Below are 26,012 nucleotides of genomic sequence, written 5' to 3'. Positions count from 1 at the left end.
GTCATCAGTCAACCCCGGCGCCCGCTCAGGCCTGGCCAGGTTTGGCCGTGCGCGCCAGGCAATAGACATCGACCCGCTGGGCGCCGGCCTTGCGCAGCAGCTTGGCAATGGCCTGGGCAGTGGCGCCGGTGGTCAGCACGTCGTCGACCACTGCCAGGTGCCGCCCTTCGACATCAACGCCTGGCGCCAGGGTAAACGCCTCACGCAGATTGCGCCGGCGCGCCTTGGCGCCGAGTTTTTGCTGGGCCGGGGTGTCGCGAGTGCGCAGCAGCCAGCGCTCGTTGCAGGCGATGCCCAGTTGGCCTGACAGCCAGCGCGCAAGCATACCGGCCTGATTGAAGCCGCGCTGGCGCAGCCGACGGGCCGCCAAAGGCACTGGCAACAAGTAGTCCGGCCTGGGCAAGCCCTCGGTGTAGCGATGCGCCAACGCATCCCCGAGCAAGCCCGCCAGCAAACGACCGAGGGGCCACTGCCCGCGATGCTTGAAGCGACTGATCAGGCTGTCCAGCGGGAAGCCGAAATGCCACGGCACAATCACCTGGCTGAAGGCCGGTGGCCTGCGGTGGCAGGGGCCGCAATGCAGGCCGGCGATGGCCAGCGGTAACGCGCAGCGCAGGCATTGTTCCTCCAGCCAGGGCAATTCCTGCTCGCAGGCGCTGCACAGCGGGTAGGGCTGATAAGCGTGTTCATCACACAGCAAACAAATTTGATTAATATTTGTACACTTGTAAACCATCCATCTGAGTATTGGTTGACAGTCCATGGCCCTTCCGTAAATATTGCGCCTATCCGTGATGCGCTGGCGGCTTTCTTGGCCTGCGCGCCAGTCAGAGCCTAGATAAGGAAACGCCGATGAGCGCCAGCACAATTGCTACAACACGTCACGACTGGGGCCTGGCCGAGGTCAAGGCGCTGTTCCAGCAGCCCTTTAATGATTTGTTGTTCCAGGCGCAAAGCGTGCACCGCGCGCATTTCGATCCCAACCGTGTGCAGGTCTCGACCCTGCTGTCGATCAAGACCGGCGCCTGCCCGGAAGACTGCAAATACTGTCCGCAGTCCGGCCACTACAACACCGGGCTGGAAAAGCAAAAACTGATGGAAGTGCAAAAGGTGCTGGAAGAGGCCGCCCGCGCCAAAGCCATTGGCTCGACGCGCTTCTGCATGGGCGCGGCCTGGAAGCATCCGTCGGCCAAAGACATGCCTTACGTGCTGGAGATGGTCAAAGGGGTCAAGGCATTGGGCCTGGAAACCTGCATGACCCTCGGCAAGCTGGACCAGGACCAGACTGTCGCGCTGGCTCAGGCTGGCCTGGACTACTACAACCACAACCTCGACACCTCGCCTGAGTTCTATACCAGCATCATCACCACCCGCACCTACAGCGAGCGCCTGCAGACCCTGGCCTATGTGCGCGACGCCGGCATGAAGATCTGCTCCGGCGGCATCCTCGGCATGGGTGAGTCGCTGGACGACCGCGCCGGGCTGCTGATTCAGCTGGCCAACCTGCCCGAGCATCCTGAGTCGGTACCGATCAACATGCTGGTCAAGGTTGCCGGCACGCCGCTGGCTGAAGAAGCCGACGTCGACCCATTCGATTTCATCCGTATGCTTGCGGTCGCGCGGATTCTCATGCCCAAGTCGCACGTACGGCTGTCGGCCGGGCGTGAGCAGATGAATGAGCAGATGCAGGCGCTGGCCTTCATGGCCGGGGCCAACTCGATCTTCTACGGCGAAAAACTGCTGACCACGGCCAACCCACAAGCCGACAAGGACATGCAGCTGTTCGCCCGCCTCGGGATCAAGCCGGAAGCGCGCGAAGAGCATGCTGACGAAGTGCATCAGGCAGCCATCGAGCAGGCCCTGGTCGAGCAGCGCAGCAGCGAGATGTTCTACGACGCAGCGTCGGCCTGAAATGGCCTTTGACCTCACCGCGCGCCTGGCCGAACGGCGTGCGGCCGACCTGTATCGGCAACGGCCGCTGCTGCAGACCGCGCAGGGGCCGCAGGTGGTGGTCGATGGCCAGCCGCTGCTGGCCTTCTGCAACAATGATTACCTCGGCCTGGCCAATCACCCTGAGGTGATCGCTGCCTGGCGCGCCGGCGCCGAGCGCTGGGGGGTCGGTGGCGGTGCTTCGCATCTGGTCATCGGCCACAGCACCCCGCATCACCAGCTTGAAGAAGCCCTGGCCGAGCTGACCGGGCGGCCGCGTGCGCTGCTGTTTTCCACCGGCTACATGGCCAACCTCGGTGCCATTACCGCATTGGTCGGGCAGGGCGATACGGTGCTGCAAGACCGCCTCAACCACGCTTCGCTACTCGATGGCGGCCTGCTCAGCGGTGCGCGCTTCAATCGTTATCTGCACAACGATGCGCAGAGCCTGGCCAGCCGCCTGCAGCGGGCGACCGGCAATACCCTGGTGGTTACCGATGGCGTGTTCAGCATGGATGGCGATCTCGCCGACTTGCCCGCACTGGCCGCGACCGCCCGCGCAGCGAATGCCTGGCTGATGGTCGATGATGCCCACGGCCTCGGCACCCTGGGCGCCAACGGCGGCGGAATCGTCGAGCACTTCGGCCTTGGTCTGGATCAGGTGCCAGTGTTGATCGGCACCCTCGGCAAAGCCTGCGGCACCGCAGGTGCGTTTGTTGCCGGCAGTGATGATTTGATCGAGGCACTGGTGCAGTTCGCTCGGCCCTACATCTACACCACCAGCCAACCGCCGGCGCTGGCCTGCGCCACGCTCAAGAGCCTGCAGCTGCTGCGTGACGAAAGCTGGCGGCGCGAGCAGTTGGCGGCGTTGATCCACCAGTTCCGCGAGGGGGCAGAGCAGATCGGCCTGCAACTGATGGACAGCCAGACGCCGATTCAGCCAATCCTGATCGGCGACAGCGGCCGTGCTGTGCGCCTGTCGCAGATGCTGCGCGAACGCGGCTTGCTGGTGACCGCCATTCGCCCGCCGACAGTGCCAGCCGGTAGTGCGCGGCTGCGGGTGACCTTGAGCGCGGCGCACACCGAGGCGCAGGTGCAGCTATTGTTGAATGCATTGGCAGACTGTTATCCACAACTGGAGCGCGCCGATGCGTAATCGCCTGATTCTCTTGCCCGGCTGGGGGCTGGGTACTGCTGCACTGCATCCATTGGCGGCAAGCCTGCGCGCGCAGGATCCGCGCTTGCAGGTCGACCTGCTGGCGCTGCCGGAATTGCCCGACGGCGATGTCCAGGCCTGGGTCGACCATCTTGATCGCACCCTGCCCCAGGACACCTGGCTGGGTGGCTGGTCACTGGGCGGGATGCTCGCCAGCGAGCTGGCCCGCAAACGCGGTGATCGCTGCTGCGGCCTGCTGACCCTGGCCAGTAATCCTAGTTTCGTCAGCCGCGCCGACTGGCCGCACGGCATGCCGGCAGACACCTTCAGCACCTTTGCCGACGGCTGTCGCAGCCATCTGCAGGTCACCCTGAAGCGCTTTCGCTCGCTGTGCACCCAGGGTGCGCCGGATCAGTTGGCCGTGCTCAAGCAACTCAATGTCGGCTTGCCGAGCACTGATCCGCTGTACCTGATGAGCGGCCTGGAGGTGTTGGGCAAGCTGGATACCCGCGACGCCTTGGTGGAGTACACCGGGCCGCAGTTGCACCTGTTTGCCGGCAGCGATGTGCTGGTCCCGGCAGAGGCAGCCAAGGCGCTGTGCGAGCTGGTCCCGGACGTCGAGGTCGGTCTGGTTGAAAACACCTCGCATGCCTTCCTGCTGGAATATCCGCAGGACCTGGCGGCGGGCATCAAGATTTTTTTGCACGAGAGCGGCGATGACTGATCTGTCCCATCCGACCCTGCCGGGCGGCTTGCCTGACAAACGCCAGGTGGCGGCGTCGTTTTCGCGGGCTGCTGCCAGTTATGACAGCGTTGCCGCGTTGCAGCGCGCCGTCGGTGTGGCTTTGCTCGAGCAGTTGCCGGCTGATCTCACCCCAAGCCGCTGGCTCGACCTGGGCAGCGGTACCGGTCACTTCAGCCGCGTGCTGGCCGAGCGCTTTGCCGGCGCTGTCGGCGTGGCCGTCGACATTGCCGAAGGCATGCTAGATCACGCTCGGCAGCAAGGTGGCGCGCAGTTCCACGTGGTCGGCGATGCCGAACGCCTGCCGCTGCAGGACGCCAGTGTCGATTTGATTTTCAGTAGCCTGGCCGTGCAGTGGTGCAGCCAGTTCGCCAGCGTGCTCAGCGAAGCACAGCGGGTGTTGCGCCCTGGTGGAGTGCTGGCGTTCAGCAGCCTGTGCGTAGGCACTCTGGAAGAGTTGCGCGCCAGTTGGCAGGCAGTAGACGGCATGGTCCACGTCAACCGCTTCCGCCGGTTCGAAGATTACCAGCGGCTGTGTGCCGGCAGCGGCCTGCAGTTGCTGGCTCTGCAACAGCGGGCGCAGGTGCTGCACTACCCCGATGTACGCAGCCTGACCCATGAACTGAAGGCGCTGGGTGCGCATAACCTCAACCCTGGCCGGCCGGCCGGCCTAACGGGGCGGGCGCGCATGCAGGGTTTGCTGCAGGCCTACGAACACTGGCGCCAGCCCTCCGGCCTGCCGGCCACCTATCAGGTGGTGTATGCCGTGCTGCGCAAGCCTCAGCAGGCTGGGGAATGACATGAGCCAAGCGTATTTCATTGCCGGTACCGACACAGACGTGGGCAAGACCACCATCGCTGCCGGCTTGCTCCATGCGGCCCGGCTGCAAGGTCTGAGCACCCTCGCGGCCAAGCCGGTGGCGTCGGGATGCGCGGTGACCAGCAAGGGCCTGCGCAATGCCGATGCGTTAGCGCTGATTGATCAAAGTACCGTCCAGTTGCCTTATGAACGGGTCAATCCGTTCGCTTTCGAGCCGGCAATCGCCCCGCACCTGGCTGCGCGCGAAGCGGGCGTGGCGCTGGCGCTGCCTGCTTTGCTCAAGGCGATGCAGGGGATTCTGGCAGAGGGCGCCGACTTCACCTTAATCGAAGGTGCCGGCGGTTGGCGGGTGCCGTTGTCGGACCATGCCAACCTGTCCGATCTGGCGATCGCGCTGAAGCTACCGGTGATCCTGGTGGTCGGCGTGCGCCTGGGCTGCATCAATCACGCGCTGTTAAGTGCCGAAGCGATTGCCCGCGATGGCCTGCAGTTGGCCGGCTGGGTGGCCAATGTGATTGAGCCGCGCACCTCGCGGCTGGAAGAAAACCTGGCCAGCCTCGCTGAACGCCTGCCCGCGCCGTGCCTGGGGCGGGTGCCCAAACTCAAGCAAGCCAGCGCCGATGCCGTGGCCGAACATCTGCAGCTTGACCTGCTTGATTAAGCTCCGCGCGCATACCCTCGGTCTATCGAATGGCACTAGGCTATTAGCGATTTAAACGGGCCTTTTCGGCGTTGGCCTGCTTTAATGAAGTTTGTCCGTTATCCAGCGTCATCGGAGTTTTGACATGGAAATCACCGGTAGCTCTGCCTACTACGCAGGTCTTGGCGCCATTCAGGCGGGCCAGAACCGCGTTGATCAGGCCGCCAGCCAGATCGCCAACGGCACCGTCGAACGTGCCGCCACCAGCCAGTCCAGCGACTATCAGGCCGAGCGCTTGCGCGCCGTCGACCGCAGCCAGCAAATGGACATGGCCACCAGCACGGTGCAGTTGGCGCTGGGCAAGACTGAAGTCGAGCTTGGTGTGAAAGTCGCCAAGGCTTCCGACGAACTGCTCGGCCGCTTCATCGACACCTACGCCTGATTGCTAATCTCGCTGAAACCTCTGCGGGCCTGACTGCGATGGCGCTGACCAGACAACACCGTTGTCTGCTCGGTTGCCCTCTGCAGTGAGGCCCGCAGTTGCATTTACGGGCACATGGCAGATACGCCATGTTTCGCGACGTAAATGGCACCATAGTCCCTTCTTGACTTTGTTTGCACCTAAACGTAAGTTTCAAACAACTGTTTGACCGAGTGCCGGTTGCTGTCGGCGCTCACTCCACCGGACTCCTCAAGAGGTTCATCGCAATGCCTGAATACAAAGCCCCTCTGCGTGATATTCGCTTCGTTCGCGACGAACTGCTCGGCTATGAAGCGCACTACCAGAGCTTGCCGGGTTGCGAGGAAGCCACGCCCGACATGGTCGATGCGATCCTTGAGGAAGGTGCCAAGTTCTGCGAGAACGTGCTGGCGCCGCTGAACCGCGTTGGCGATCTCGAAGGCTGCAAGTGGAGCGAGTCGGGTGTGCAGACCCCGACTGGTTTCAAGGAAGCCTACAAACAGTTCGTCGAAGGCGGCTGGCCGAGCCTGGCCCATGATGTTGCTCACGGCGGCCAGGGCCTGCCTGAGTCGCTGGGCCTGGCGGTCAGCGAGATGGTCGGTGAAGCCAACTGGTCCTGGGGCATGTACCCAGGCCTGTCCCATGGCGCGATGAACACCATTTCCGAGCACGGCACCGCCGAGCAGCAGGACACCTACCTGAGCAAACTGGTCACCGGTGAATGGACCGGCACCATGTGCCTGACCGAGCCGCACTGCGGCACTGACCTGGGCATGCTGCGGACCAAGGCCGAGCCGCAGGCGGATGGCTCTTACAAGGTTTCCGGGACCAAGATCTTCATCTCGGCCGGTGAGCACGACATGGCCGACAACATCGTCCACATCGTGTTGGCGCGGCTGCCGGATGCCCCTGCTGGTACCAAGGGTATTTCGCTGTTCATCGTGCCCAAGTTCCTGCCCAGCGCCGATGGCGCCATCGGCGAGCGCAACGGCGTCAGCTGCGGCTCGCTCGAGCACAAGATGGGCATCCACGGTAACGCCACCTGCGTGATGAACTTCGACGGCGCTACCGGTTACCTGATTGGCCCGGCCAACAAAGGCCTGAACTGCATGTTCACCTTCATGAACACCGCTCGCCTGGGTACCGCGCTGCAAGGCCTGGCCCACGCTGAAGTGGCATTCCAGGGTGGCCTTAAATACGCCCGCGATCGTCTGCAGATGCGCTCGCTGACCGGCCCCAAGGCACCTGAAAAGGCCGCTGACCCGATCATCGTCCACCCTGATGTACGGCGCATGCTGCTGACCATGAAGGCCTTTGCCGAAGGCAACCGAGCGATGGTCTACTTCACCGCGCAGCAGGTCGATATCGTCAAGTACAGCAAGGACGAAGAAGCCCGCAAGAAGGCCGATGCATTGCTGGCCTTCATGACCCCGATCGCCAAGGCGTTCATGACCGAGGTCGGTTTCGAAGCCGCCAACCATGGCGTACAGATCTACGGCGGCCATGGCTTCATCGCCGAGTGGGGCATGGAGCAGAACGTGCGCGACAGCCGCATCTCGATGCTCTACGAGGGTACCACCGGCATCCAGGCCCTCGACCTGCTCGGGCGTAAAGTGCTGATGACCCAGGGCGAAGCGCTCAAGGGCTTCACCAAAATCGTGCACAAGTTCTGCCAGGCCCAGGAAGGCAACGAAGCGGTCAAGGAATTCGTCGAGCCGTTGGCGGCGATCAACAAGGAGTGGGGCGAACTGACGATGAAAGTCGGCATGGCCGCCATGAAAGACCGTGAAGAGGTCGGTGCCGCGTCGGTCGATTACCTGATGTACTCGGGCTACGCCTGCCTGGCCTACTTCTGGGCTGATATCGCCCGTCTGGCAGCTGAAAAACTCGCCGCCGGCACCAGCGAAGAAGCGTTCTACACCGCCAAGCTGCAGACCGCACGCTTCTACTTCCAGCGTATCCTGCCGCGTACCCGCACCCATGCAGCGACCATGCTGTCCGGTGCCGGTAACCTGATGGCGATGAAAGAAGAAGACTTCGGCCTGGCCATCTAAGCCGCGCTGGCAACATCAAAAACCGCCTGCCCTCACCGGCAGGCGGTTTTTTTGTGAGCGCTCGTCCGGGCCGCGTAGCGCCATGCACAGAAAAAGCTAAGCCTGGCTCCACGCCTGCCGTTAAACATCTGGTGTATTCATCTATTCATGTGCGCTGCCGATGAAGTAAAGGCACAATGCCATTATTGATCTGCCGGGTTGGAGATACCCTTGTTTCAGTTATCCGCTGTACGCGTAAGCCATTTCCTGCCGTCACTGGTGTTACTGGTGTCGGGGCTGGCGGCGGCCTATGTGAGAGACCTCAGCGTCTTCTTCACGTCTTTGTTCAATGTGCTGCCAACCATGGTGCTGCTGCTCGGCGGCGCCTATTGCGCGGTGTACCGTCGGCAGCGTGAGCTGTTTGTGATGGTCACGGTGTATATCGCTTACTACCTGCTCGACACCCAGACCGACTTCTATCGCGACAACGGCCGCGTGCGTGAAGACGCTGCAGTGATCTTTCACCTGGTCTGCCTGCTGCTACCTGCGTTGTTCGGCCTGTTCGCCGCCTGGCAGGAACGCACTCATCTGGCCCAGGACATGCTCGCCCGCTTTGCCGTGCTGTTTGCCGTCGGCAGCGTGGCGGTGGCCTTGCAGCAGAGCTTTCCGGAGGCGCTGCTGGGCTGGCTGGCGGAGATCCGCTGGCCGTCGCTGCACGGTCAGTGGATGAGCCTGATCCAGCTGGCGTACCCGGTCTTCGTCATCGTTTTCATCCTGCTGGCGGTGCAGTACCTGCGCCAGCCGCGACCGCTGCATGCGGCGCAGATCATCGGCTTGCTGGGCCTGCTGTGGATGTTGCCGAAAACCTTCATCCTGCCGTTCACCCTGAACATCATGTGCAGCCAGGTCATGCTGATGATCGCCGCAGCGGTCGCCCATGAGGCCTATCAGATGGCCTTCCGCGACGAGCTCACCGGCTTGCCTGGCAGGCGTGCGCTGAACGAGCGTATGCAGCGCTTGGGGCGCAACTACGTGATTGCCATGACCGACGTTGACCACTTCAAGAAATTCAACGATACCCACGGCCACGACGTCGGTGATCAGGTGCTGCGGCTGGTTGCCAGCCGGCTGTCGAAAGTGACGGGGGGCGGTCGGGCTTACCGCTATGGCGGCGAAGAGTTCGCCCTGGTGTTCGCCGGCAAGACTGCCGAAGAGTGTCTGCCGCATCTGGAAGCGGTACGCGAGATGATCGCCAACTACGCCATCCAGCTGCGCGACCAGAACAGCCGCCCGCAGGACGATAGCGCCGGCCGGCAACGGCGCAGCGGCTCGGCCAGCGCTACCGTATCGGTCACCATCAGCATCGGCGTGGCCGAACGCTTGATCGACCACCGCAACCCCGAGGCGGTGCTCAAATCTGCCGACGAGGCGCTGTACAGCGCCAAGGCTGCCGGGCGTAACTGTGTAGTGATGTTCGGCCACCAATCACGCCGCGGCGCTGTGCGAATGGCATGACTTAGGTTGACTGGGGTTGACTATAGGGTCACGTGATGACCCTATGTCTCGCAAAAGTTGTTCGGTTACACTGATTTCACTCCAGTGCCGCGGTCCTTGCCAGGACCGCCCCGACCCGACTAGTGAGAGGTTGTCCATGGCTGACTATAAAGCGCCCCTGCGTGATATGCGCTTCGTTCTCAATGAAGTCTTCGACGTGGCCACGCTGTGGGCACAGCTGCCCGAGCTGGCCGAGGCGGTCGACCAGGACACCGCTCTGGCGGTGCTGGAAGAAGCCGGCAAGGTCACCGCCCGCAGCATCGCGCCGCTCAACCGCGCCAGCGATGAAGAGGGCTGCCACTGGGACAACGGCAGCGTACGCACCCCAGCCGGTTTCATTGAGGCCTACCAGACCTACGCCGAAGGCGGCTGGGTCGGTGTTGGCGGTGATCCGCAGTTTGGCGGCATGGGCATGCCCAAGGCGATCTCGGCTCAGGTCGAGGAAATGATCAACGCCTCGAGCCTGTCGTTCGGGCTGTACCCGATGCTCACCGCAGGCGCCTGCCTGTCGATCAACGCTCATGCCAGCGAAGCGCTCAAGCACAAATACCTGCCGAACATGTACAGCGGCGTCTGGGCGGGCTCGATGTGCCTGACCGAGGCCCATGCCGGCACCGACCTGGGCATCATCCGTACCAAGGCCGAGCCGCAGGCGGATGGCAGCTACAAGGTCAGTGGGACCAAGATATTCATCACCGGTGGCGAGCACGACCTGACCGAAAACATCATTCACCTGGTGCTGGCCAAGCTGCCGGACGCACCCGCGGGGCCCAAGGGCATTTCCCTGCTGCTGGTGCCCAAGTTCCTGGTCAACGACGACGGCAGCCTGGGTGAGCGCAACTCGGCCCACTGCGGCTCGATCGAGCACAAGATGGGCATTCAGGGCTCGGCGACCTGCGTGATGAACTTCGACGGCGCGGTCGGCTACCTGGTCGGCGAGCCGAACAAGGGCCTGGCGGCCATGTTCACCATGATGAACTACGAGCGCCTGGGCGTCGGTATTCAAGGCCTGGCCTCGGCCGAGCGCTCTTATCAGAACGCCGTCGAGTACGCCCGCGATCGCCTGCAAAGCCGCTCGCCAGTCGGCGCACAGGCAAAAGACAAAGTCGCCGACCCGATCATCGTCCACCCGGATGTGCGGCGCATGCTGCTGACCATGAAAGCCTTGATCGAAGGCGGTCGAGCATTCTCCACCTACGTTGCCCTGCAACTGGACAACGCCAAGTACAGCGAAGACCCGACCACGCGCAAGCGCAGCGAGGACCTGGTGGCGTTGCTGACACCGGTGGCCAAGGCGTTCATGACCGACACCGGGCTTGAGTGCACCGTGCATGGCCAGCAGGTGTTTGGCGGCCACGGTTACATCCGTGAGTGGGGCCAGGAGCAACTGGTGCGCGACGCGCGCATCACCCAGATCTACGAAGGCACCAACGGCATTCAGGCGCTGGACCTGATGGGCCGTAAGGTGGTCGCCAGCGGTGGCGCGCTCTACCAGGTGTTTGCCGACGAAATTCGCCAGTTCGTGGCTGGTGCCGATAGCGAGCTGGGCGAGTTTACCCAGCCATTGGCCACTGCCCTGGATCAATTGGATGGGCTGACCGAGTGGGTTATCGAGCAGGCCAAGCTCAACCCGAACGAGATCGGTGCAGCTTCGGTTGAGTACCTGCACGCGTTCGGCTATGTCGCTTATGCCTATATGTGGGCGCGTATGGCCCAGGCAGCCAAGGCAGGCGAGGGCGATGCGGCCTTCTATCAGGGCAAGCTGGGCACGGCGCGGTTCTACTTTGCGCGGTTGCTGCCGCGGGTGGATTCGTTGGTGGCGTCGGTCAAGGCGGGTAGCGAGTCGCTGTATCTGTTGGACGCTGCGCAGTTCTGACACCTTGATCACATGCCGTAACAAAGCTGGGGTGATTTGTAAGCCTTTTCCTACACGACGTGGTGACTTTTCGCCTCTATCTTCAGATTGGATCCACAGCTAATATTTCTCACATGGACGGAACGCAGGAAGCGTAAAGGACAGAACAGGGACACGAAGGAATCTCGCCAGGATGGTGAGGCGATAGGGATGTCAGGGAAACAGTCTGGAAAACCCCGCTTAGGCGGGGTTTTCTTTGTTGCGTGGTTTTTACCGTCAGCCCAGTACGTCCAGCGGCGACACGCCCAGCGGGCGCCCGTCGGTTTCTTCTTCGAGCAATGTGCGCAACAGCTCCAGCGACGCCTGTTGGCGCTGCGCATCGCGAAACACCAGGCCAACCTTGAGTGGTACGCGCGGCTCGCTGAGGGGCTTCCACAGCAGCCCTTGATCATCCTCGGCCGCTGCCTTGGCGCGCCCTGGCAGGATGGTTGCCAGCGAGGTGTGCGCCAGGCTGTCGAGGATTCCCGCCATGTTGTTCATCTCGGCCTGTACCTGCGGCCTGCGGCCCTGGCTGGCCAGCTGCTCCTTCCAGATCTGGCGGATCTGAAACTCTTCACCCAGCATAAGCAGCGGCAATTCAGCCGCCTGCCTGATCGAGACCTTCTTGAAGTCCTTCAACGGGTGGGTGTCTGGGATGACCAGTTGCAGCTCATCTTCATACAGCATCAGCCCGTGCAGGCCTGCCTGGCGCGGCGGCAGATAGCTGATGCCGATATCCAGATTGCCATTGAGCAGACGCCGCTCGATCTCCAGCCCCGACAGTTCGTAGATCTGCACCACCAAGTGCGGCTGCGCCCGGCGCACGCGCTCCAGCAACTGCGGTACCAGCCCGGGGCGGACGGTCTGCAGGACACCGATGGCGAGGGTACGCAGTGCCTGGCCTTTGAAGCTGCGCATAGCCTCATGGGCGCGCTGCAAGCCGTCGAGCAAGGGCTGGGCATGGTTGTACAAGGTGTGCGCGGCCAGTGTCGGCAGCAGGCGCTTGTTGCTGCGCTCGAACAGGCTCAGGTCGAGGCTGTGTTCCAGCTGCCGAATCTGCTGGGACAAGGCCGGCTGCGACAGTGACAGACGTTCGGCAGCACGGCCGACGTGGCCTTCTTCATAGACCGCGACGAAATAACGCAGTTGGCGAAAATCCATAAGCAATACTTATCGAAAAAGCTGGGAAATCGAAATGGCCAGGGTGCCCGGTTGTGCCTAGTCTAGCGGCGTTTTCAAGCATTTACCTGCTGTTGCAGCGACCGATTGTTGCAGTCGCTGAAAAACACTTTTGATAGGCCACGCTGAAAGATCGGTCTGGAGTTCTGATGAATCTGTTCAAGCTGCGCCGGCCAGGTGTCGCGGTGGTCGAACCTGTACCAGCAGCACCGGCAGCTGCCGCGTCGCTATCGAGCGAATGGCTGATGGCGTCCGCCGCGCTGCCTGCGCCGATTTTTGTGCGTGGGCAGGGCTCGTGGTTATGGGACAACGACGGTCGGGTTTATCTGGACTTCACCCAAGGCAGTGCAGGCAACAGTCTCGGCCATTGCCCGCAAGTGGTGAGCGAAGCGCTGAGTGCTCAGGCCCAGACATTGCTTAACTGCGGCGGGCAGCTAACCAACCACAACCAGTTGCTGCTGGCGCAGAAACTTTGCCAGAGCACCGGCAGTGACCAGGCGTACCTGCTCAACAGCGGTGCCGAAGCGTGCGCAGCGGCGATCCGCCTGGCGCGTAAATGGGGCCAACTGCATCGCAGCGGCGCCGATCATGTCATTACGGCCAGCCAGGCCTGCCACGGGCGCGGTCTGGATACGTCGTGCTTCAGCCAGGTGGCGTTCAACGACCTGAGCGCACTGCACGCCGCCGTCGACTCGCGCACGGTCGCGATCATGCTCGAACCGATCCAGGGCGAGGCCGGCGTTATCCCGGCCAGCCGCGAGTATCTCCAGGGTGTCGAACGGCTGTGCCGCGAGCTGGGCATTCTGCTGATTTTCGACGAAGCACTGACCGGCATCGGCCGCTGCGGTGCGTTGTTGGCCGAACAGCGATATGACGTGCGTGCCGACATTATCGCCCTTGGCACAGGCCTGGGGGGTGGCGTGCCGATCGCCGCGCTGCTGGCCCGCGGTAGCGCCTGCTGCGCCGAGCCTGGCGAGCTGCAAGGCAGCCAGCACGGCAATGCACTGATGTGCGCGGCCGGCCTGGCGGTATTGCAGAGCGTGCTCGCGCCTGGCTTCTTCGAGCAGATCAAGGACCGCGGCCGCCACCTGCGCGAAGGCCTGAGCAGGTTGTCCGGCCGTTATGGTCATGGCGAGGTGCGTGGGCAGGGTCTGCTGTGGGCGCTGCAGTTACACGATGAGGTGGCGCCAGCGTTGGTGCAGGCGGCATTGCAGGAGGGCTTGTTGCTGCAGGCGCCCCAGCCCGATGTAGTCCGCTTTGCCCCGGCGCTGACGATTAGCCGCGGGCTTGTCGACGAGATGCTGCTTAAGCTGGCCAGAGCCTTTGCCCGGCTGCACGGGCAACAGCACAACCGTCGCGAGATGCGCGCCTGATCGGCAATAGCGCTCACTTATTTCAACGAACCGTCTGGCGTTTCTGCGCATCGCCCCGGGCCTGTCTTATTCGGCCCGGGGCGTTTTTTTGCCTTTAGCGCAAGATGTTGTGCCTGCGGAACCTCTGCGCAAGCGCGCGAGTCTGTGTAGTAACCACTGACGGAGAGACATGCATGGACTTCATTCGCATCATTATCGCGATCCTTCTGCCGCCGCTTGGCGTGTTCCTGCAGGTCGGCTTTGCCGGTGCGTTCTGGCTGAACATCCTGTTGACGTTGCTGGGTTATATCCCCGGCATCATCCACGCGGTGTATATCATCGCCAAGCGCTGACGTGACGAGGGCCGCGCTGCGGCCCTCTGTTGCAATTGCGGGGAACTCGGCTCAACGGTCGAGTACCCGGCAATAGAACTTCCATTCTTCCTCGAGTGCATGCGCAAGGTTCTCGGCCTTGCGGAAACCGTGCCGCTCACCGGCATAAAAATGCCCTTCAGCCTCGATCCCGTTAGCTTTCAGCGCCGCCAGCATGGCGCGAGTCTGCTCGGGCACCACCACGGCATCCAGCTCGCCCTGGAAGAAGATCATCGGCACCTTGATTTGCTCGGCATGCAGCAGCGGTGTGCGTTGGCGGTAGCGCTCGGCGTCTCGTTCAGGATCGCCAATCAGCCAGTCCAGATAATCCCCTTCGAACTTATGCGTCGCCCGTGCCAGCGCCAGCGGGTCGCTGACGCCATAGAGGCTGGCGCCGGCGCGAAATACATCGGCGAATGCCAGCGCGCACAGGGTGGTGTAGCCGCCAGCACTGCCGCCGCGAATGAACGCTTGCTGCGGGTCGATCAGGCCCAGCCCCGCCAGGTAACAGACTGCAGCGCAGGCGTCTTCGACGTCGACTTCGCCCCAGCGCAAGTGCAGCGCTTGCCGATAGGCGCGGCCATAACCGCTGCTGCCGCGGTAGTTGAGGTCGGCCACGGCAAAGCCGCGTTGGGTCCAGTACTGGATGCGCGGGTCGAGTACCGGGTAGCAGGCCGAGGTCGGCCCGCCGTGGATGAACAGCACCAGCGGCGCGGCGCTCTGCGGCTGGTTGGCCGCCGGGTAGAAGAAGCCATGGGCATGGGCGTCGCCGCTGGGATAGCGGATCGGCTGCGGGCGACTGATCCGCTCGGCGGGCAGCGGCAGGCCACCGCCGCTAAGCACGCTGGTCTGGCCGCTGACACGCTCGATGGCGATGACTGCGGCTGGGCTGATCGGCGAGGCGGCGATGGCGTAGATATGGCGGTCGTCCAGAGCCAGACTGCGAAAGCGGGTGTACTCGCTGGCGAAGCGCTGAACCTGATCACCGCTGTGCAGGCCAAGCTGGGCAAAACCGTCTTCGAACCAGCTGGCCAGATAGCTATCAGGTGTGATTGCCAGCCAACTGCTGGCACCCAGTTGCCAGGGCGCGGCGGCGTGGTCGGCGGCGACTGCTGGTAGTGCTTTCCAATCGCCCTCGATCTCGCCCCATGGCTGCCAGAAACCGTTGCGATCAGACAGGCAATACAGCCTGCCTTGCCCGTCGAAGCGGGGTTGCTGCAAGGACTGCTCTGGGTCGATATCGCCGGCCAGGCATAGCGCGGCAGTCCACTCGCCGTGTCTGTCGCGCTGGCGACACATCAATCGAGTGCGGGTCCAGGGCTGTGCCGGGCGGTCCCATTCGATCCAGGCCAGGCGCTGGCCGTCTTCGCTCAGGGTCGGTGCCGAATAGAAGTCGGCGCCCTCGGCCAGCACTTGACGGCCCTCATCGGCGAAGCAGACCAAGCGGTGCACAACGCTGTCAGCGTGCTGCTCTTCGACAGCGAGCACTGCGCCGGCATGCCACAGCACATCGCCATAGCGGCAGTCGGCGGCAGCGGTCAGGGCGCGTGGCGCAGAGCCATCGAGGCCTTGCAGGTAGATCTGCTGATCGGACTCGTTGACGAATACCAGCACCTCCTCGCCCAGGCAGAAGCTGCCGCCGCCGTATTCGTAGACACGGCTGCGTGCGCTGAAACCGTCCGGCGTCAGGCAATGGGCTTGCTGCTCGCGCCAGTGCCACAGGCGGCAAGCGCCGTCGGCAGGGCGGAATTCGTTCCAGAACAGCCCGGCCGCGCCGACCTTGAGGTCGGCGAAGTCGGTGCCGGCGGCGACGGCCTGGGCGGCGCTGAACTCAGCCGCGGGCGATGACTCGGGAGTTTCGTTCATTGCGGAATGTCAGCTCTTCGATGGCCTGATGGGCGTGCTCGGCTTCCTCACGTGCCTGGAGGATGATGCCATGCTCGGCCGACTTGGCGCACACTGGATCGGCGTTGCTGGCATCGCCGGTAAGCATGAACGCCTGGCAGCGGCAGCCGCCGAAGTCCTTTTCCTTCTCGTCGCACGAGCGGCAGGGTTCGGGCATCCAGTCGAAGCCGCGGTAGCGGTTGAAGCCGAACGAGTCATACCAGATGTGCCGAAGGTCGTGCTCGCGCACATTGGGGAACTGCACCGGCAACTGCCGCGCGCCATGGCAGGGCAGTGCGGTGCCGTCGGGGGTGACGGTAAGGAAGATACTGCCCCAGCCATTCATGCAGCCCTTGGGTCGCTCTTCATAGTAGTCAGGGGTGACGAAAATCAGCTTGCATGGGTTGCCAGCTGCCTTGAGCCGCTCGCGGTACTCGTTGGTGATGCGTTCGGCCCGCTCCAGCTGCGCACGGGTTGGCAACAGCCCGGCGCGGTTGTGCTGCGCCCAGCCATAGAACTGGCAGGTGGCAAGCTCGACGAAGTCGGCCTCAAGCGCCACGCACAGCTCGATGATACGGTCGATCTTGTCGATATTGTGCCGGTGGGTGACGAAGTTGAGCACCATCGGGTAACCGTGGGCTTTGACGGCGCGGGCCATTTCGAGCTTTTGCGCGAAGGCTTTTTTCGAGCCGGCGAGCAGGTTGTTGACCTGCTCGTCACTGGCCTGGAAGCTGATCTGGATGTGATCCAGCCCGGCGGTCTTGAACTCGGCGATGCGCTTTTCGGTAAGGCCGATGCCGGAGGTGATCAGGTTGGTGTAGAAGCCCAGCCGGCGGGCCTCGCCGATCAGCTCGGCAAGGTCCTGGCGCACCAGCGGCTCGCCGCCAGAAAAGCCCAACTGTGCCGCGCCCATCTCGCGCGCTTCGGCCATGACCTTGAACCACTGTGCCGTGGTCAGCTCCTGGCCTTGCTCGGCAAAATCGAGCGGATTGGAGCAGTACGGGCATTGCAGCGGGCAGCGGTAGGTCAGCTCGGCGAGCAGCCACAGCGGCAGGCCGACGCCGGCTTTGCCGGCTGTTTCAGGCGAGGACGATCCAGTGTTCGGCACGGGCCACCTCCATGAATTGCTCGATGTCGTCAGCGACCTCGGGCACATCGGGGAACTGCTGGGAAAGCTCGGCGATGATCACCGCGACCGAGCGCTGGCCATCGATCAGGCCGCCAATCAGCGCGGCACTTTCGTTGAGTTTGATCATGCCCTCCGGGTACAGCAAGACGTGGCCTTGCTGCGCCGGCTCATACTGGTAGCGGTAGCCTGGGCGCCAGCTGGGCACCTGTTGACGGTCAAGACTCATAGTGTGATCCCCTTGTGCCAGACCCGCTCGCGGGTGACGGAGTGGTAGGGAGGGCGGTCCAGCTCATAGGCCATGCTCATGGCGTCGAGCATGCTCCAGAGAATATCCAGCTTGAACTGAAGGATTTCCAGCATGCGCTCCTGGCTGGCGCGGGTGGTGTAGTGCTGCAAGGTGATCGCCAGGCCGTGCTCAACGTCGCGCCGGGCTTGACCAAGACGGGTGCGGAAGTACTCGTAGCCAGCCGGATCGATCCACGGGTAATGCTGTGGCCAGCTGTCCAGCCGCGACTGGTGAATCTGCGGCGCGAACAGCTCGGTCAACGAGCTGCTGGCGGCTTCCTGCCAGCTGGCGCGGCGGGCGAAGTTGACGTAGGCGTCGACCGCGAAGCGCACGCCGGGCAGCACCAGCTCTTGCGAGCGCAGTTGCTCCGGGTCCAGGCCAACCGCCTGACCCAAGCGCAGCCAGGCTTCGATGCCACCGTCTTCACCGGGCGCACCGTCGTGGTCGAGCAGGCGCTGGATCCACTCGCGGCGAATCTCTCGATCCGGGCAGTTGGCGAGGATCGCGGCGTCCTTCAGTGGAATATTCACCTGATAGTAAAAACGATTGGCGACCCAGCCCTGGATCTGCTCGCGGCTGGCGCGGCCGTCATACATCGCCACGTGATAGGGGTGATGGATGTGGTAGTAGGCGCCCTTGGCGCGCAGAGCCTGCTCGAATTCGGCAGGCGACATCGGCGTTGCGTCGCTCATGTGCGGCTCCTACAGCTCGATGCTCATGCCGTCGTAGGCGACTTCGACGCCGCGGCGTTCGACTTCGGCGCGCTCGGGTGAGTCTTCATCGAGGATCGGGTTGGTGTTGTTGATGTGGATAAGGACCTTGCGCTGGCTGGCGAAACCGTCCAGCACTTCAAGCATGCCGCCTGGGCCGCTCTGCGCCAGATGGCCCATCTCGCGACCGGTGCGGGTACCGACGCCACGCTGCTGCATTTCATCATCACGCCACAGCGTGCCATCGACCAGCAGGCAGTCGGCACCCTGCATCATTTCCAGCAGGGAGTTGTCGACCTGACCGAGACCTGGGGCGTAGAACAGCTTGCCGTCTGTGCGCAGGTCTTCGACCAGCAGGCCGAGGTTGTCGCCTGGATGCGGGTCGAAGCGGTGCGGCGAATACGGCGGCGCGGCGCTGCGCAGCGGGAACGGGGTGAACTTGAGGTTGGGGCAGGCAGGGATAACGAAGCTGCCTTCGAGTTCGATACGGTTCCAGGCCAGGCCGCCGTTCCAGTGGCTGAGCATGTTGAACAACGGAAAACCGCTGGTCAGGTCCTGATGGACCATGTCAGTGCACCAGACTTGATGCGGGCAGCCTTCACGCAGGCTGAGCAGGCCGGTGGTGTGGTCGATCTGACTGTCGAGCAGGACGATCGCGTCGATGCCGCTGTCGCGCAGTGCACGGGCCGGCTGCATCGGTGCAAACGCCTGCAGTTGCGCGCGGATATCTGGCGAAGCGTTGCACAGGACCCAGTGCTCGCCGTCGTCGGACAGCGCAATCGATGACTGGGTACGCGCCTGCGCGCGCAGCGAGCCATCCCTGAAACCCTTGCAGTTGACGCAGTTGCAGTTCCACTGCGGAAATCCGCCACCGGCAGCTGAACCAAGAATCTGGACGTACATGGCCACCCTCTATGCAAAATGCTGTAGGCAAAAACAACAACGCCCCGGCGGGACCGAGGCGTCTAACCGCAAGCCAGGCTTAGCGGTTGGCGAAGTACATGGTCACTTCAAAGCCGATACGCAGATCAGTGTAAGCAGGTTTGGTCCACATGGGATTACTCCTTCGGGATGGGGCTTGAGGGTTGTCAGCTACTTATTTGGTACCCCCTGAGGCAGGAGGTTCCATTTGCTGAGGTTGCGCTATCTTACAAGATAATTATGTACCAGAAGGTTCATTTTGCGAGAAGGGTTGTTGCGTGGCGAGTAACAATCTCGGTCAGTGCGAGTCAGGCGCTGGGCTGTTGGCCAGGCATAGCCAGCCGTGCTGGGCCGTGATCAGGGCTGTCAGCAAGGCGTCCAGACTGGCTTGATCGGTGTCCAGAATAGCTGCTTGCAGCCCCCCGAGATCGGCCGCTGCACCGGCCAGTTGGCTTTGCCAGGCCCACTGCGCGACCTCGGCGTCGGGCATCGCTGCCTCGTCAAAGCTATCAGCCAAAGCTTGCCGAGCGGCGTTGTCGAGAGTCACGCCTGCGCTGAACACCTCAAGCAGATGTGCGAGGATCTGCTCCGGCCGGACGTGGGGCGATTGCACGCCAAACAGCAGGCCGCCGATGCCGTCGGTCTGGCGGAAGGCGCTGAACACTGCGTAGCCCAACTGCAGTTCGACCCGCAGGCGCTGGTACACCGGGCCCTGCAGCAGTTGTGCAAGCAGCCGTCCGGCGCCTTGTAGCTGCGCCGGCAGCGGACAGAAAAGTAACAGCGCGTGTTCGCTGCCTGTTACGTCGGCATATAGCCAGCGTTTGCCCGGCACAGTGCTGGCATCGAGCGACTGCTCTTGGTCGGCAGCCTCGTCCCACATGGTGCGGCTGAGTGCCGAGCCCAATGCTGCCAGTTCCGGGTCGCCGAAGCCGACCGCCAGGCCTCGGCAGCGAGTGCTCCGCCAGACTTGGTCGAGGATCGCCTGATCCAGCACTCGGGCAGTATCTGGCTGAGCGGTGGGCGCAATCGCTACCTCGTCGGGCCAACGCTTGAGCAGCGCCCTGATCGGAATCAACGCAGGTTCATCCGCTACAGGTGCTTGCCAGCAGTCAGCAGCAGGTTGGTTCAACACTGCCAGCGCCTCTTCAACCAGCCGCACCACGGCCGCGGGGAGCCCGGCGCAGCGTAACTGCCAGTACTCGCCGCTGCTACTGAAGTCCATCTGTAGCGAGGCCTGCTCGGCGCGCTCGGTGAGCGGCCGCAGTGCGTTGACCAGCACTGCGTGCAGGCGCTGGCGCAGAGGTGTTGCGATCCTCCAGCGCAGATACAGCGCGGCGTATTGACGCGAGCTGGGCAGGCAGGCGCTGATGCTCAGGGCGGCTGGTAGCGCTGCCGTCGTGTTGGGCAGGCTCGCGAGCAGCAGAGGATTGGCGGGCGGCATTTGCCAGCTTCCGTATGCCTGCAGCGGCAGGCTATCCAATACTGCAGGCAGGGCCTGGAGCGATTGCGCATCGAGTGCTTGCAGCGGGTTTTCACGGCTGTCTCGCTGCGCCAGCTCCAATGCGCTGGCGGACATCGCCCGGCGCTGTTGCAGCTGAGCATAGGCTGCGTTCAACGCGTCGAAGTCTGCTTGCCTGATGAACTGCAACCAGCCCTCCAGCAGCGCTCGTACCTCATCGACCTGCGCGGTGTCGGTCAAGCGCAGACGTATCGTCCAGAGCAACTGGCCGGCGAAGGCATACAACAGTTTTGGCTGGCATTCACGCACCCAGCCGCGTTGGCGCAGTGCGTCCAGCCAAGTGCCTTCGCGGCTGTCGCTGATGCACCCCAGCAGCAATTCCATGGCCTGCTGTGCACCCGCCGGCAATCCATCGTGGGCGAACAGCAGCTCGAGTTGGCCGTGCTTGGGCGCTGGCGGCACCAGCAGTTGCTCTTTCAAAGCCGGTGGCAGTGCCTGAATCACCCGCTGGCCGCTGGCGAAAACGCTGGCGTAGCGCTCTCCCATGGCTTGCAGCTGGTCCAGCGACTGCGGCCCGCACAGGCTCAGGACCATTTGCCCGCCCTGATAGAAGCGTTGGTGAAAGCCCCTGAGCTCGCGCTGAAACTGCGGATTGTGCAGGTTCAGGCTGTATCGGTTGCCCGCATGAAAGGCGCGCAGCGGATGACCCGCCGCTAGCCGCTGGAGCAGCGTGAACTGGTCCTGCGCTTCACGATTGCGCGACCAGGCGATGAACTCGGCGTGGATCACCTCGCGTTCACTGACTTGCCGCACTAGGCTCAGGTCCGGCTCGGCGAGCATCTGGCACAGGCGCTCGAGACCACCGGCCAGTGCAGCGGGCGGCACGTCGAAGAAAAAGTCAGTGGTGCGTTCGCGGGTGCTCGCGTTGACCTGGCCGCCAACGCCCTGAACGTAGCGCATCAGGCCATCCTCCAGCGGGAAACGCTCGGTGCCGAGGAAAAACAGGTGCTCGAGAAAGTGCGCCAAGCCAGGCCAGCGCGTCGCTGCATCATGGCTGCCCGCATGCACGCGCAAAGCCGCCGCCGCACGCTTGAGGCGCGGCGCGTGACGCAAGGTAAGGTGCAGGCCGTTGGCCAGGGTCAGATGGCGAGTGGCGTCAGGCATGAATTCTCCAGGGGCGAGTGCGCATGCTAGCGCATTCACGCTCAGCGCTGGTGCAGGTCGCGCCGCAGGTCCTGCAAGTACGGGAATGCCTGGCGCCCGGCCACGACCTGGTGCCTGTCCAGCTCCGCGTGCAGCTGGCATTCATCTTCTCCAGCCAGCGCCAGCACAGCACCGTCCGGGCCGATGATGCTGCTCTGCCCGCAATAATGGATATCGCCTTCCGCGCCACAGTAATTGGCGTAGACCAGGTAGCACTGGTTTTCCTGGGCGCGTGCACGCACCGTCACCTGGCAGACGAAGTCGTATGGCTTCATGTTCGCCGTCGGCACCAGGATCAGCTCGGCGCCATCCAGCGCCAGACGCCGGGCGTTCTCGGCAAACTCGATGTCGTAGCAGATCAGCATGCCGACCTTCCACCCATTCAGCTCGACCACCGGGAAGTGATTGCTGCCGGCATCGAACATGGCCCGGTCCAGCTCACCGAACAAGTGCGTCTTGCGGTAGTTGGCCAGGCTGCGGCCATGGCTGTCGATCAACTGCACGCTGTTGTAGATGGCGCCGTCTTCGCCGCGCTCGGGATAGCCATAGACAATGGCAATCCCGAGCCCCTGGGCGATCTCGACCACGGCCATGGCCGAGGGCCCGTCCGATTCTTCAGCCAGCTGCTTGACCTGTTCACTGCCGATGTTGTAACCGGTCAGGAACATCTCCGGGCACACCAGCAACTGCGCGCCGCTGGCGGCTGCCTGGTGCGCCTGCTGCTGCAGGCGTTCGAGGTTGCCAGCCAGGTCGAGGGGGCCGGGCTGGCCTTGGAACAGAGCGATGTGCATGCCGCCTCCTGGTCAGTCGGGCAGGGCGATCGGCCCAAGCTCGTCGAATACGTCGCCTGGGCCGGGGTTGTCCGGGTGGGTCTTGCCGCCGAAGTGGTTGATGATACCCCACACCGCGTTCAGCGAAGTCTGCACCGCGCCTTCGACCCAGGCCGGGGTCCACGACACATCGTCACCGGCGATGAAGATGCCGCGTTGCGCGCTCGGCAGGTGGTCCTGCATGAAGTGCGCGTACATCCGCTGGTTGTAGCGGTAGTGGCCCGGCAGCGCACCTTTGAAGGCGCCGAGGAAGTACGGGTCGGCCTCCCATGAGATGGTGATCGGGTCGCCGATGATATGCCCGGCAATGTCGGTGTTCGGGTAGATTCGGTGCAGGGCGTCCAGTGCCAGCTGCACGCGTTTTTCCACCGGGTGCGGGAGCATCTTCAGGGCGTCGCTCATCCACGCGTAGGACAGGCAGATCACCCCCGGCTTGTCGTCGCCGTTGTCGAACAGGTAGGTGCCACGGGTCAGGCGGTCGGTGAGGGTCATGCTCATCAGATCGCGGCCGGTTTCCGGGTCCTTGTCCTTCCAGAACGGCCGATCAACCATGACGAAGGTCTTCGACGATTGCATGTAGCGGGTGCGGTCCAGAGCCATCCACATCTTCTGCGAGAACAGCGACTCTTCGCAGTCGATCTGGGTGGTCAACAGCCAGCTCTGGCAGGTGGTCAGCACAGCGGCGTAGTGGCGGCAGCCGCCCCAGGTATCGGTGACCGCCAGTTGGCCATCGCTGGCACGGGCAATCCGTTTGACCCCGGTGCGCGGCGCGCCGCCATGCAGCGAGCTGAGGCTGGTGCCTGCCGGCCAGTGCGCGCAACGCTCCGGCACATGGCGCCAGATGCCTTGAGGCACCTGCTCGACACCGCCGACGATCAAGTGCTGGTGATCGTCGCAGTTGGTCATTACCACGCGGAAGATTTCCAGCATCGAGTTGGGGAAGTCCGAGTCCCAGCCGCCGGTACCGAAGCCAACCTGACCAAACACCTCGCGGTGCTGGAAGCTGAGCTTGGCGAAGGCCTTGGAAGTGGCGACAAAGTCATAGAACGTGCGGTCGTCCCACAGCGGTACCAGGGTGTTCCACAGCTCCTTGAGGCGCGGCACATCGCGGTCGCGAATGGCCTGCTGGATATCACCAAAGCGCGCGCCGCTTTCCAGCGCGTCGGCCCAGGCGTCGGCTACTTCCTGAAACAGCGCTGGCAAATCCGCCGCGCTTTCGGCGTAGTAGGTCTGGCCTTCGAGGTCGATGACGGTACTTGGCGAAGCTGGCGTCAACGGGTTTGGAAACGGTTTGGTCTCCAGGCCCAGCTTGTCGACGTAATGGTAGAACGCCGTCGACGACACCGGAAAGCGCATGCCGCCCAGCTCGGCGATGATCCCGTCGGTGCCGTTGAAGGCTTGCGAGCGCAGACGGCCGCCCATTTTCGACGCTTCATACACCACTGGTTTAAGGCCAAGCTTCATCAGCTCGTAGGCCGCTACCAACCCCGCAATGCCGGCGCCGATAATCGCCACCTCTTCGCCCTGGCGGTCGAGCGGGATACTGCCCAGACCGGCCGGATGCTCCAGCCAGTCGTCGAAAGCGAAGGGGAAGTCCGGGCCAAAAATCGTGATTGGTTTCTTGCCGTCGGCGGGGTGGCGATTGTTGTTCATGTTATGACCTTGCCAGGAGCTGCGCGGAGGGCGAAGCGTGAGTATAGAAAATGCCTGGGATCATTCTAGGGTGTGCGCAGTTCGTTATTAAGACTCATGCTGGCGTCGTTTTAATCTTTTTTTCGTCACTTTGAGGCTAATGACGTCGTTATGACGAAGGCATTAAGTGGCTTTCAGATCGGCTGGCCGCGGTCTATCTTGCTGCTGAGGATGATCGACGTGGTGGTTTTTTCCACACCGTCCAGGCTGCCGATCTGGTCGAGCAACTGGTCCAGCTGTTCCGGCGATTCGCTGTGCAGCCACGCCACGTAGTCGAACTCGCCACTCACGGCACACAGCTGTTGCACCTGGCCCATGGCCGTCATCCGCCGCACCACCTCCTTGCCCGCGCGCGGTTGGACCTTGATCCCGACATAAGCTTGCAGCCCACCGCCGATCAGGCGCTGGCCCAAGCGTACGCCGTAGCCGGCGATGACTTTGCTGTTTTCCAGGCGCTCCAGGCGTGAATTGACCGTGGTGCGGGCGATGCCCAGCTGCCGGGCGAGGTTGGCGACGCTTTCGCGGGCGTTGATCTGAAGCAGGGCGATCAGCTGGCGATCGATTTCGTCGAGGATGATTTGACGCGGTTGCGACATGTCGGCTCTCTGCAGCTGGAACTTGAGTGACGACACTTATAACGCAGATAAACCCACTGCGGCACAGTCGCGGGCAGACTGGCGCAGTTGATCTATACTTTTGAAATCAATCGCAGTTCACACGCCAGTGGGTGTCAGGCCAACCGGGACGTTATGCCTGGCAATAACCCTTGAAGTCTTTACGCAGTTCCAGAGATGGGAAGGATGACCAGATCCAAGGACCTTACACAGCTGCAGGTCGATAGCGTTTTTTGCATCAGCTTGCGCGAACGCGCCGATCGCCGCCTGCTGCTGCAACACGAGTTCGCAGACAGCGGGCTGAAGATCGAATATGTGCTGGTCGAGCGCGATCAGCACAGCCCTGAACGGGGCTGTTTCGATTCCCATGTTCAATGCGCGCGCATTGCCTTGGAGCGCGGCTGTCGGCGCGTGTTGATTCTCGAGGACGACGCCACGCTGGTAGCGTTCGAGCCGTTTCAGGTCGAGCAGGTCAACCGCTTTCTGCAGAGCGCCGATCCAGAGCTGTTCTACCTGGGCGCAAACCTGGGCAAGGTCTGGTTGACTTGGCGCCGTGGCATCGCCCGGGTGCGTGCCCGCGGCAGCCATGCTTATCTGCTGTCGAACCGCGGCTGTCAGCGCCTGTTGGAGCAAGGCGGTTACGCGGGCACTGCTCTGGACAAGGTCTTGGCGCAGCACTATCGCGGTTACATGGCCTTCCCCATGTTGAGCCAGCAACAACCCGAAGAAGTCGCCGCCAGCGATATCGTCCGCGCCCGCTCCACCGACGGCACCGCCGCCGATGCGGCGTTCTGGCGCGATAACTGGCGCCGGCAGTACAGCCAGGTGCTGCGTAATGTGGGCAAGACGCTGTTGTTGCGGGATTTGTAGATTTCACCTGACGCGTGCTGTTTTCAAGAATGAGCCGATTAAAAACGCTATTCGGCTCAAAGTAGCCATTGGCGCGGGCTGGTCCGACGGTTAGCAATGAGGACTGCTCTTTCCTGGTGCTGGCTGAAGCGGCTGCGTGGCCGTAAGTGATATTTCAGAAACGAAAAAAGCCGCGCAATGCGCGGCTTTCAATTTGGTGGGCCCACACGGACTTGAACCGTGGACCAAAGGATTATGAGTCCTCTGCTCTAACCAACTGAGCTATAGGCCCCAGAGGTGGCGGG

24 protein-coding genes and 1 tRNA gene are annotated in these 26,012 nt (G+C 63.0%); 12 read left to right on the top strand and 13 right to left on the bottom strand.

The window, feature by feature from the left end; genetic code table 11:
- Positions 1-25: 25 nt before the first annotated feature.
- Positions 26-763, bottom strand: a complete 738-nt coding sequence (locus IDM28_RS20815) for a ComF family protein (RefSeq protein ID WP_188036791.1) — start codon at positions 761-763, stop codon at positions 26-28.
- Between the two features lie 89 nt (positions 764-852).
- Here IDM28_RS20815 and bioB point away from each other — a divergent pair, with 89 nt between their 5' ends.
- From bioB to IDM28_RS20770, 9 genes are all read left to right on the top strand, one after another.
- Positions 853-1,911 (top strand): biotin synthase BioB, encoded by a 1,059-nt coding sequence (gene bioB / locus IDM28_RS20810; protein WP_150571154.1) that lies wholly within the window; start codon positions 853-855, stop codon positions 1,909-1,911.
- A gap of 1 nt (position 1,912) precedes the next feature.
- Positions 1,913-3,085 carry an 8-amino-7-oxononanoate synthase gene (gene bioF, locus IDM28_RS20805; RefSeq protein ID WP_188036790.1) on the top strand — a complete coding sequence of 391 codons (1,173 nt, stop codon included), beginning with the start codon at positions 1,913-1,915 and terminating at the stop codon, positions 3,083-3,085.
- On the top strand, positions 3,078-3,809 hold the full coding sequence (locus IDM28_RS20800) for an alpha/beta fold hydrolase (RefSeq protein ID WP_101322423.1): 732 nt from the start codon (positions 3,078-3,080) through the stop codon (positions 3,807-3,809). The genes bioF and IDM28_RS20800 overlap by 8 nt, the downstream gene beginning before the upstream one ends.
- A complete protein-coding gene (gene bioC / locus IDM28_RS20795) occupies positions 3,802-4,626 on the top strand; it encodes a malonyl-ACP O-methyltransferase BioC (RefSeq protein ID WP_188036789.1) in 825 nt (274 codons plus the stop codon). Before IDM28_RS20800 ends, bioC begins: the two co-directional genes overlap by 8 nt.
- A gap of 1 nt (position 4,627) precedes the next feature.
- Positions 4,628-5,308, top strand: coding sequence for a dethiobiotin synthase (gene bioD, locus IDM28_RS20790; RefSeq protein ID WP_101322421.1), 681 nt, complete (start codon positions 4,628-4,630; stop codon positions 5,306-5,308).
- 124 nt (positions 5,309-5,432) lie between these two features.
- Positions 5,433-5,729, top strand: a complete 297-nt coding sequence (locus IDM28_RS20785) for a pyrroloquinoline quinone biosynthesis protein PqqE (RefSeq protein ID WP_101322420.1) — start codon at positions 5,433-5,435, stop codon at positions 5,727-5,729.
- Between the two features lie 266 nt (positions 5,730-5,995).
- Entirely contained in the window at positions 5,996-7,801 is a 1,806-nt protein-coding gene (locus IDM28_RS20780; RefSeq protein ID WP_101322419.1) for a phenylacyl-CoA dehydrogenase, read from the top strand.
- Positions 7,802-8,011: 210 nt separating this feature from the next.
- Positions 8,012-9,295 carry a sensor domain-containing diguanylate cyclase gene (locus IDM28_RS20775; protein ID WP_101322418.1) on the top strand — a complete coding sequence of 428 codons (1,284 nt, stop codon included), beginning with the start codon at positions 8,012-8,014 and terminating at the stop codon, positions 9,293-9,295.
- Between the two features lie 136 nt (positions 9,296-9,431).
- Complete coding sequence (locus IDM28_RS20770; RefSeq protein WP_188036788.1) at positions 9,432-11,210, top strand: acyl-CoA dehydrogenase C-terminal domain-containing protein; 1,779 nt, start codon at positions 9,432-9,434, stop codon at positions 11,208-11,210.
- Between the two features lie 255 nt (positions 11,211-11,465).
- Here IDM28_RS20770 and IDM28_RS20765 read toward each other — a convergent pair whose 3' ends face one another.
- Positions 11,466-12,389 carry a LysR family transcriptional regulator gene (locus IDM28_RS20765; protein ID WP_101322416.1) on the bottom strand — a complete coding sequence of 308 codons (924 nt, stop codon included), beginning with the start codon at positions 12,387-12,389 and terminating at the stop codon, positions 11,466-11,468.
- 167 nt (positions 12,390-12,556) lie between these two features.
- Between IDM28_RS20765 and IDM28_RS20760 the strand changes: the two genes are divergently transcribed.
- Together IDM28_RS20760 and IDM28_RS20755 are read left to right on the top strand one after the other, a co-directional pair.
- Positions 12,557-13,780 carry an aspartate aminotransferase family protein gene (locus IDM28_RS20760; protein ID WP_188036787.1) on the top strand — a complete coding sequence of 408 codons (1,224 nt, stop codon included), beginning with the start codon at positions 12,557-12,559 and terminating at the stop codon, positions 13,778-13,780.
- Positions 13,781-13,953: 173 nt separating this feature from the next.
- On the top strand, positions 13,954-14,112 hold the full coding sequence (locus tag IDM28_RS20755; RefSeq protein WP_101322414.1) for a YqaE/Pmp3 family membrane protein: 159 nt from the start codon (positions 13,954-13,956) through the stop codon (positions 14,110-14,112).
- Between the two features lie 51 nt (positions 14,113-14,163).
- Here IDM28_RS20755 and IDM28_RS20750 read toward each other — a convergent pair whose 3' ends face one another.
- The 10 genes from IDM28_RS20750 to IDM28_RS20705 all read right to left on the bottom strand — a co-directional run bounded on the left by IDM28_RS20750 (position 14,164) and on the right by IDM28_RS20705 (position 24,840).
- Complete coding sequence (locus IDM28_RS20750; RefSeq protein WP_188036786.1) at positions 14,164-15,996, bottom strand: alpha/beta hydrolase family protein; 1,833 nt, start codon at positions 15,994-15,996, stop codon at positions 14,164-14,166.
- Positions 15,962-17,122, bottom strand: a complete 1,161-nt coding sequence (pqqE, locus tag IDM28_RS20745) for a pyrroloquinoline quinone biosynthesis protein PqqE (RefSeq protein ID WP_150572901.1) — start codon at positions 17,120-17,122, stop codon at positions 15,962-15,964. Before pqqE ends, IDM28_RS20750 begins: the two co-directional genes overlap by 35 nt.
- Positions 17,094-17,369, bottom strand: coding sequence for a pyrroloquinoline quinone biosynthesis peptide chaperone PqqD (gene pqqD / locus IDM28_RS20740; RefSeq protein WP_101322411.1), 276 nt, complete (start codon positions 17,367-17,369; stop codon positions 17,094-17,096). Before pqqD ends, pqqE begins: the two co-directional genes overlap by 29 nt.
- Positions 17,366-18,121: a pyrroloquinoline-quinone synthase PqqC gene (gene pqqC, locus IDM28_RS20735; RefSeq protein WP_101322410.1), complete on the bottom strand. Its 756-nt coding sequence runs from the start codon at positions 18,119-18,121 to the stop codon at positions 17,366-17,368. The genes pqqD and pqqC overlap by 4 nt, the downstream gene beginning before the upstream one ends.
- A gap of 9 nt (positions 18,122-18,130) precedes the next feature.
- On the bottom strand, positions 18,131-19,042 hold the full coding sequence (pqqB, locus tag IDM28_RS20730) for a pyrroloquinoline quinone biosynthesis protein PqqB (RefSeq protein ID WP_188036785.1): 912 nt from the start codon (positions 19,040-19,042) through the stop codon (positions 18,131-18,133).
- Between the two features lie 79 nt (positions 19,043-19,121).
- Complete coding sequence (gene pqqA / locus IDM28_RS20725; RefSeq protein WP_003243383.1) at positions 19,122-19,193, bottom strand: pyrroloquinoline quinone precursor peptide PqqA; 72 nt, start codon at positions 19,191-19,193, stop codon at positions 19,122-19,124.
- Between the two features lie 165 nt (positions 19,194-19,358).
- Positions 19,359-21,683, bottom strand: a complete 2,325-nt coding sequence (pqqF, locus tag IDM28_RS20720; RefSeq protein WP_188036784.1) for a pyrroloquinoline quinone biosynthesis protein PqqF — start codon at positions 21,681-21,683, stop codon at positions 19,359-19,361.
- Between the two features lie 41 nt (positions 21,684-21,724).
- Complete coding sequence (locus IDM28_RS20715) at positions 21,725-22,513, bottom strand: carbon-nitrogen hydrolase family protein (protein ID WP_188036783.1); 789 nt, start codon at positions 22,511-22,513, stop codon at positions 21,725-21,727.
- Positions 22,514-22,525: 12 nt separating this feature from the next.
- Entirely contained in the window at positions 22,526-24,205 is a 1,680-nt protein-coding gene (locus IDM28_RS20710; RefSeq protein ID WP_101322406.1) for a flavin monoamine oxidase family protein, read from the bottom strand.
- Positions 24,206-24,378: 173 nt separating this feature from the next.
- Positions 24,379-24,840, bottom strand: coding sequence for an Lrp/AsnC family transcriptional regulator (locus tag IDM28_RS20705; protein ID WP_101322405.1), 462 nt, complete (start codon positions 24,838-24,840; stop codon positions 24,379-24,381).
- A gap of 204 nt (positions 24,841-25,044) precedes the next feature.
- Between IDM28_RS20705 and IDM28_RS20700 the strand changes: the two genes are divergently transcribed.
- Complete coding sequence (locus tag IDM28_RS20700; RefSeq protein WP_150571164.1) at positions 25,045-25,728, top strand: hypothetical protein; 684 nt, start codon at positions 25,045-25,047, stop codon at positions 25,726-25,728.
- 194 nt (positions 25,729-25,922) lie between these two features.
- Here the strand turns inward: IDM28_RS20700 and IDM28_RS20695 are convergent.
- Positions 25,923-25,999 (bottom strand) — tRNA-Ile (locus tag IDM28_RS20695).
- Between the last annotated feature and the right edge of the window lie 13 nt (positions 26,000-26,012).

Source organism: Pseudomonas sp. EZ-C24, from assembly GCF_014525325.1.
GTDB lineage: Bacteria > Pseudomonadota > Gammaproteobacteria > Pseudomonadales > Pseudomonadaceae > Aquipseudomonas > Aquipseudomonas shirazensis.
The sequence above is the reverse complement of the archived record's forward strand: the minus strand, read 5'-3'. Positions and strand labels throughout refer to the sequence as shown.

Coding starts and splice junctions, on each gene's coding strand:
- IDM28_RS20715 (WP_188036783.1), bottom strand. CDS start 22,513: ATGCACATCGCTCTGTTCCAAGGCCAGCCCGGCCCCCTCGACCTGGCT.
- IDM28_RS20750 (WP_188036786.1), bottom strand. CDS start 15,996: ATGAACGAAACTCCCGAGTCATCGCCCGCGGCTGAGTTCAGCGCCGCC.
- bioC (WP_188036789.1), top strand. CDS start 3,802: ATGACTGATCTGTCCCATCCGACCCTGCCGGGCGGCTTGCCTGACAAA.
- bioD (WP_101322421.1), top strand. CDS start 4,628: ATGAGCCAAGCGTATTTCATTGCCGGTACCGACACAGACGTGGGCAAG.
- bioF (WP_188036790.1), top strand. CDS start 1,913: ATGGCCTTTGACCTCACCGCGCGCCTGGCCGAACGGCGTGCGGCCGAC.
- IDM28_RS20705 (WP_101322405.1), bottom strand. CDS start 24,840: ATGTCGCAACCGCGTCAAATCATCCTCGACGAAATCGATCGCCAGCTG.
- IDM28_RS20815 (WP_188036791.1), bottom strand. CDS start 763: ATGGACTGTCAACCAATACTCAGATGGATGGTTTACAAGTGTACAAAT.
- pqqD (WP_101322411.1), bottom strand. CDS start 17,369: ATGAGTCTTGACCGTCAACAGGTGCCCAGCTGGCGCCCAGGCTACCGC.
- pqqF (WP_188036784.1), bottom strand. CDS start 21,683: ATGCCTGACGCCACTCGCCATCTGACCCTGGCCAACGGCCTGCACCTT.
- IDM28_RS20760 (WP_188036787.1), top strand. CDS start 12,557: ATGAATCTGTTCAAGCTGCGCCGGCCAGGTGTCGCGGTGGTCGAACCT.
- IDM28_RS20785 (WP_101322420.1), top strand. CDS start 5,433: ATGGAAATCACCGGTAGCTCTGCCTACTACGCAGGTCTTGGCGCCATT.
- IDM28_RS20780 (WP_101322419.1), top strand. CDS start 5,996: ATGCCTGAATACAAAGCCCCTCTGCGTGATATTCGCTTCGTTCGCGAC.
- IDM28_RS20710 (WP_101322406.1), bottom strand. CDS start 24,205: ATGAACAACAATCGCCACCCCGCCGACGGCAAGAAACCAATCACGATT.
- pqqB (WP_188036785.1), bottom strand. CDS start 19,042: ATGTACGTCCAGATTCTTGGTTCAGCTGCCGGTGGCGGATTTCCGCAG.
- IDM28_RS20765 (WP_101322416.1), bottom strand. CDS start 12,389: ATGGATTTTCGCCAACTGCGTTATTTCGTCGCGGTCTATGAAGAAGGC.
- IDM28_RS20800 (WP_101322423.1), top strand. CDS start 3,078: ATGCGTAATCGCCTGATTCTCTTGCCCGGCTGGGGGCTGGGTACTGCT.
- bioB (WP_150571154.1), top strand. CDS start 853: ATGAGCGCCAGCACAATTGCTACAACACGTCACGACTGGGGCCTGGCC.
- pqqC (WP_101322410.1), bottom strand. CDS start 18,121: ATGAGCGACGCAACGCCGATGTCGCCTGCCGAATTCGAGCAGGCTCTG.
- IDM28_RS20755 (WP_101322414.1), top strand. CDS start 13,954: ATGGACTTCATTCGCATCATTATCGCGATCCTTCTGCCGCCGCTTGGC.
- IDM28_RS20770 (WP_188036788.1), top strand. CDS start 9,432: ATGGCTGACTATAAAGCGCCCCTGCGTGATATGCGCTTCGTTCTCAAT.
- IDM28_RS20700 (WP_150571164.1), top strand. CDS start 25,045: ATGACCAGATCCAAGGACCTTACACAGCTGCAGGTCGATAGCGTTTTT.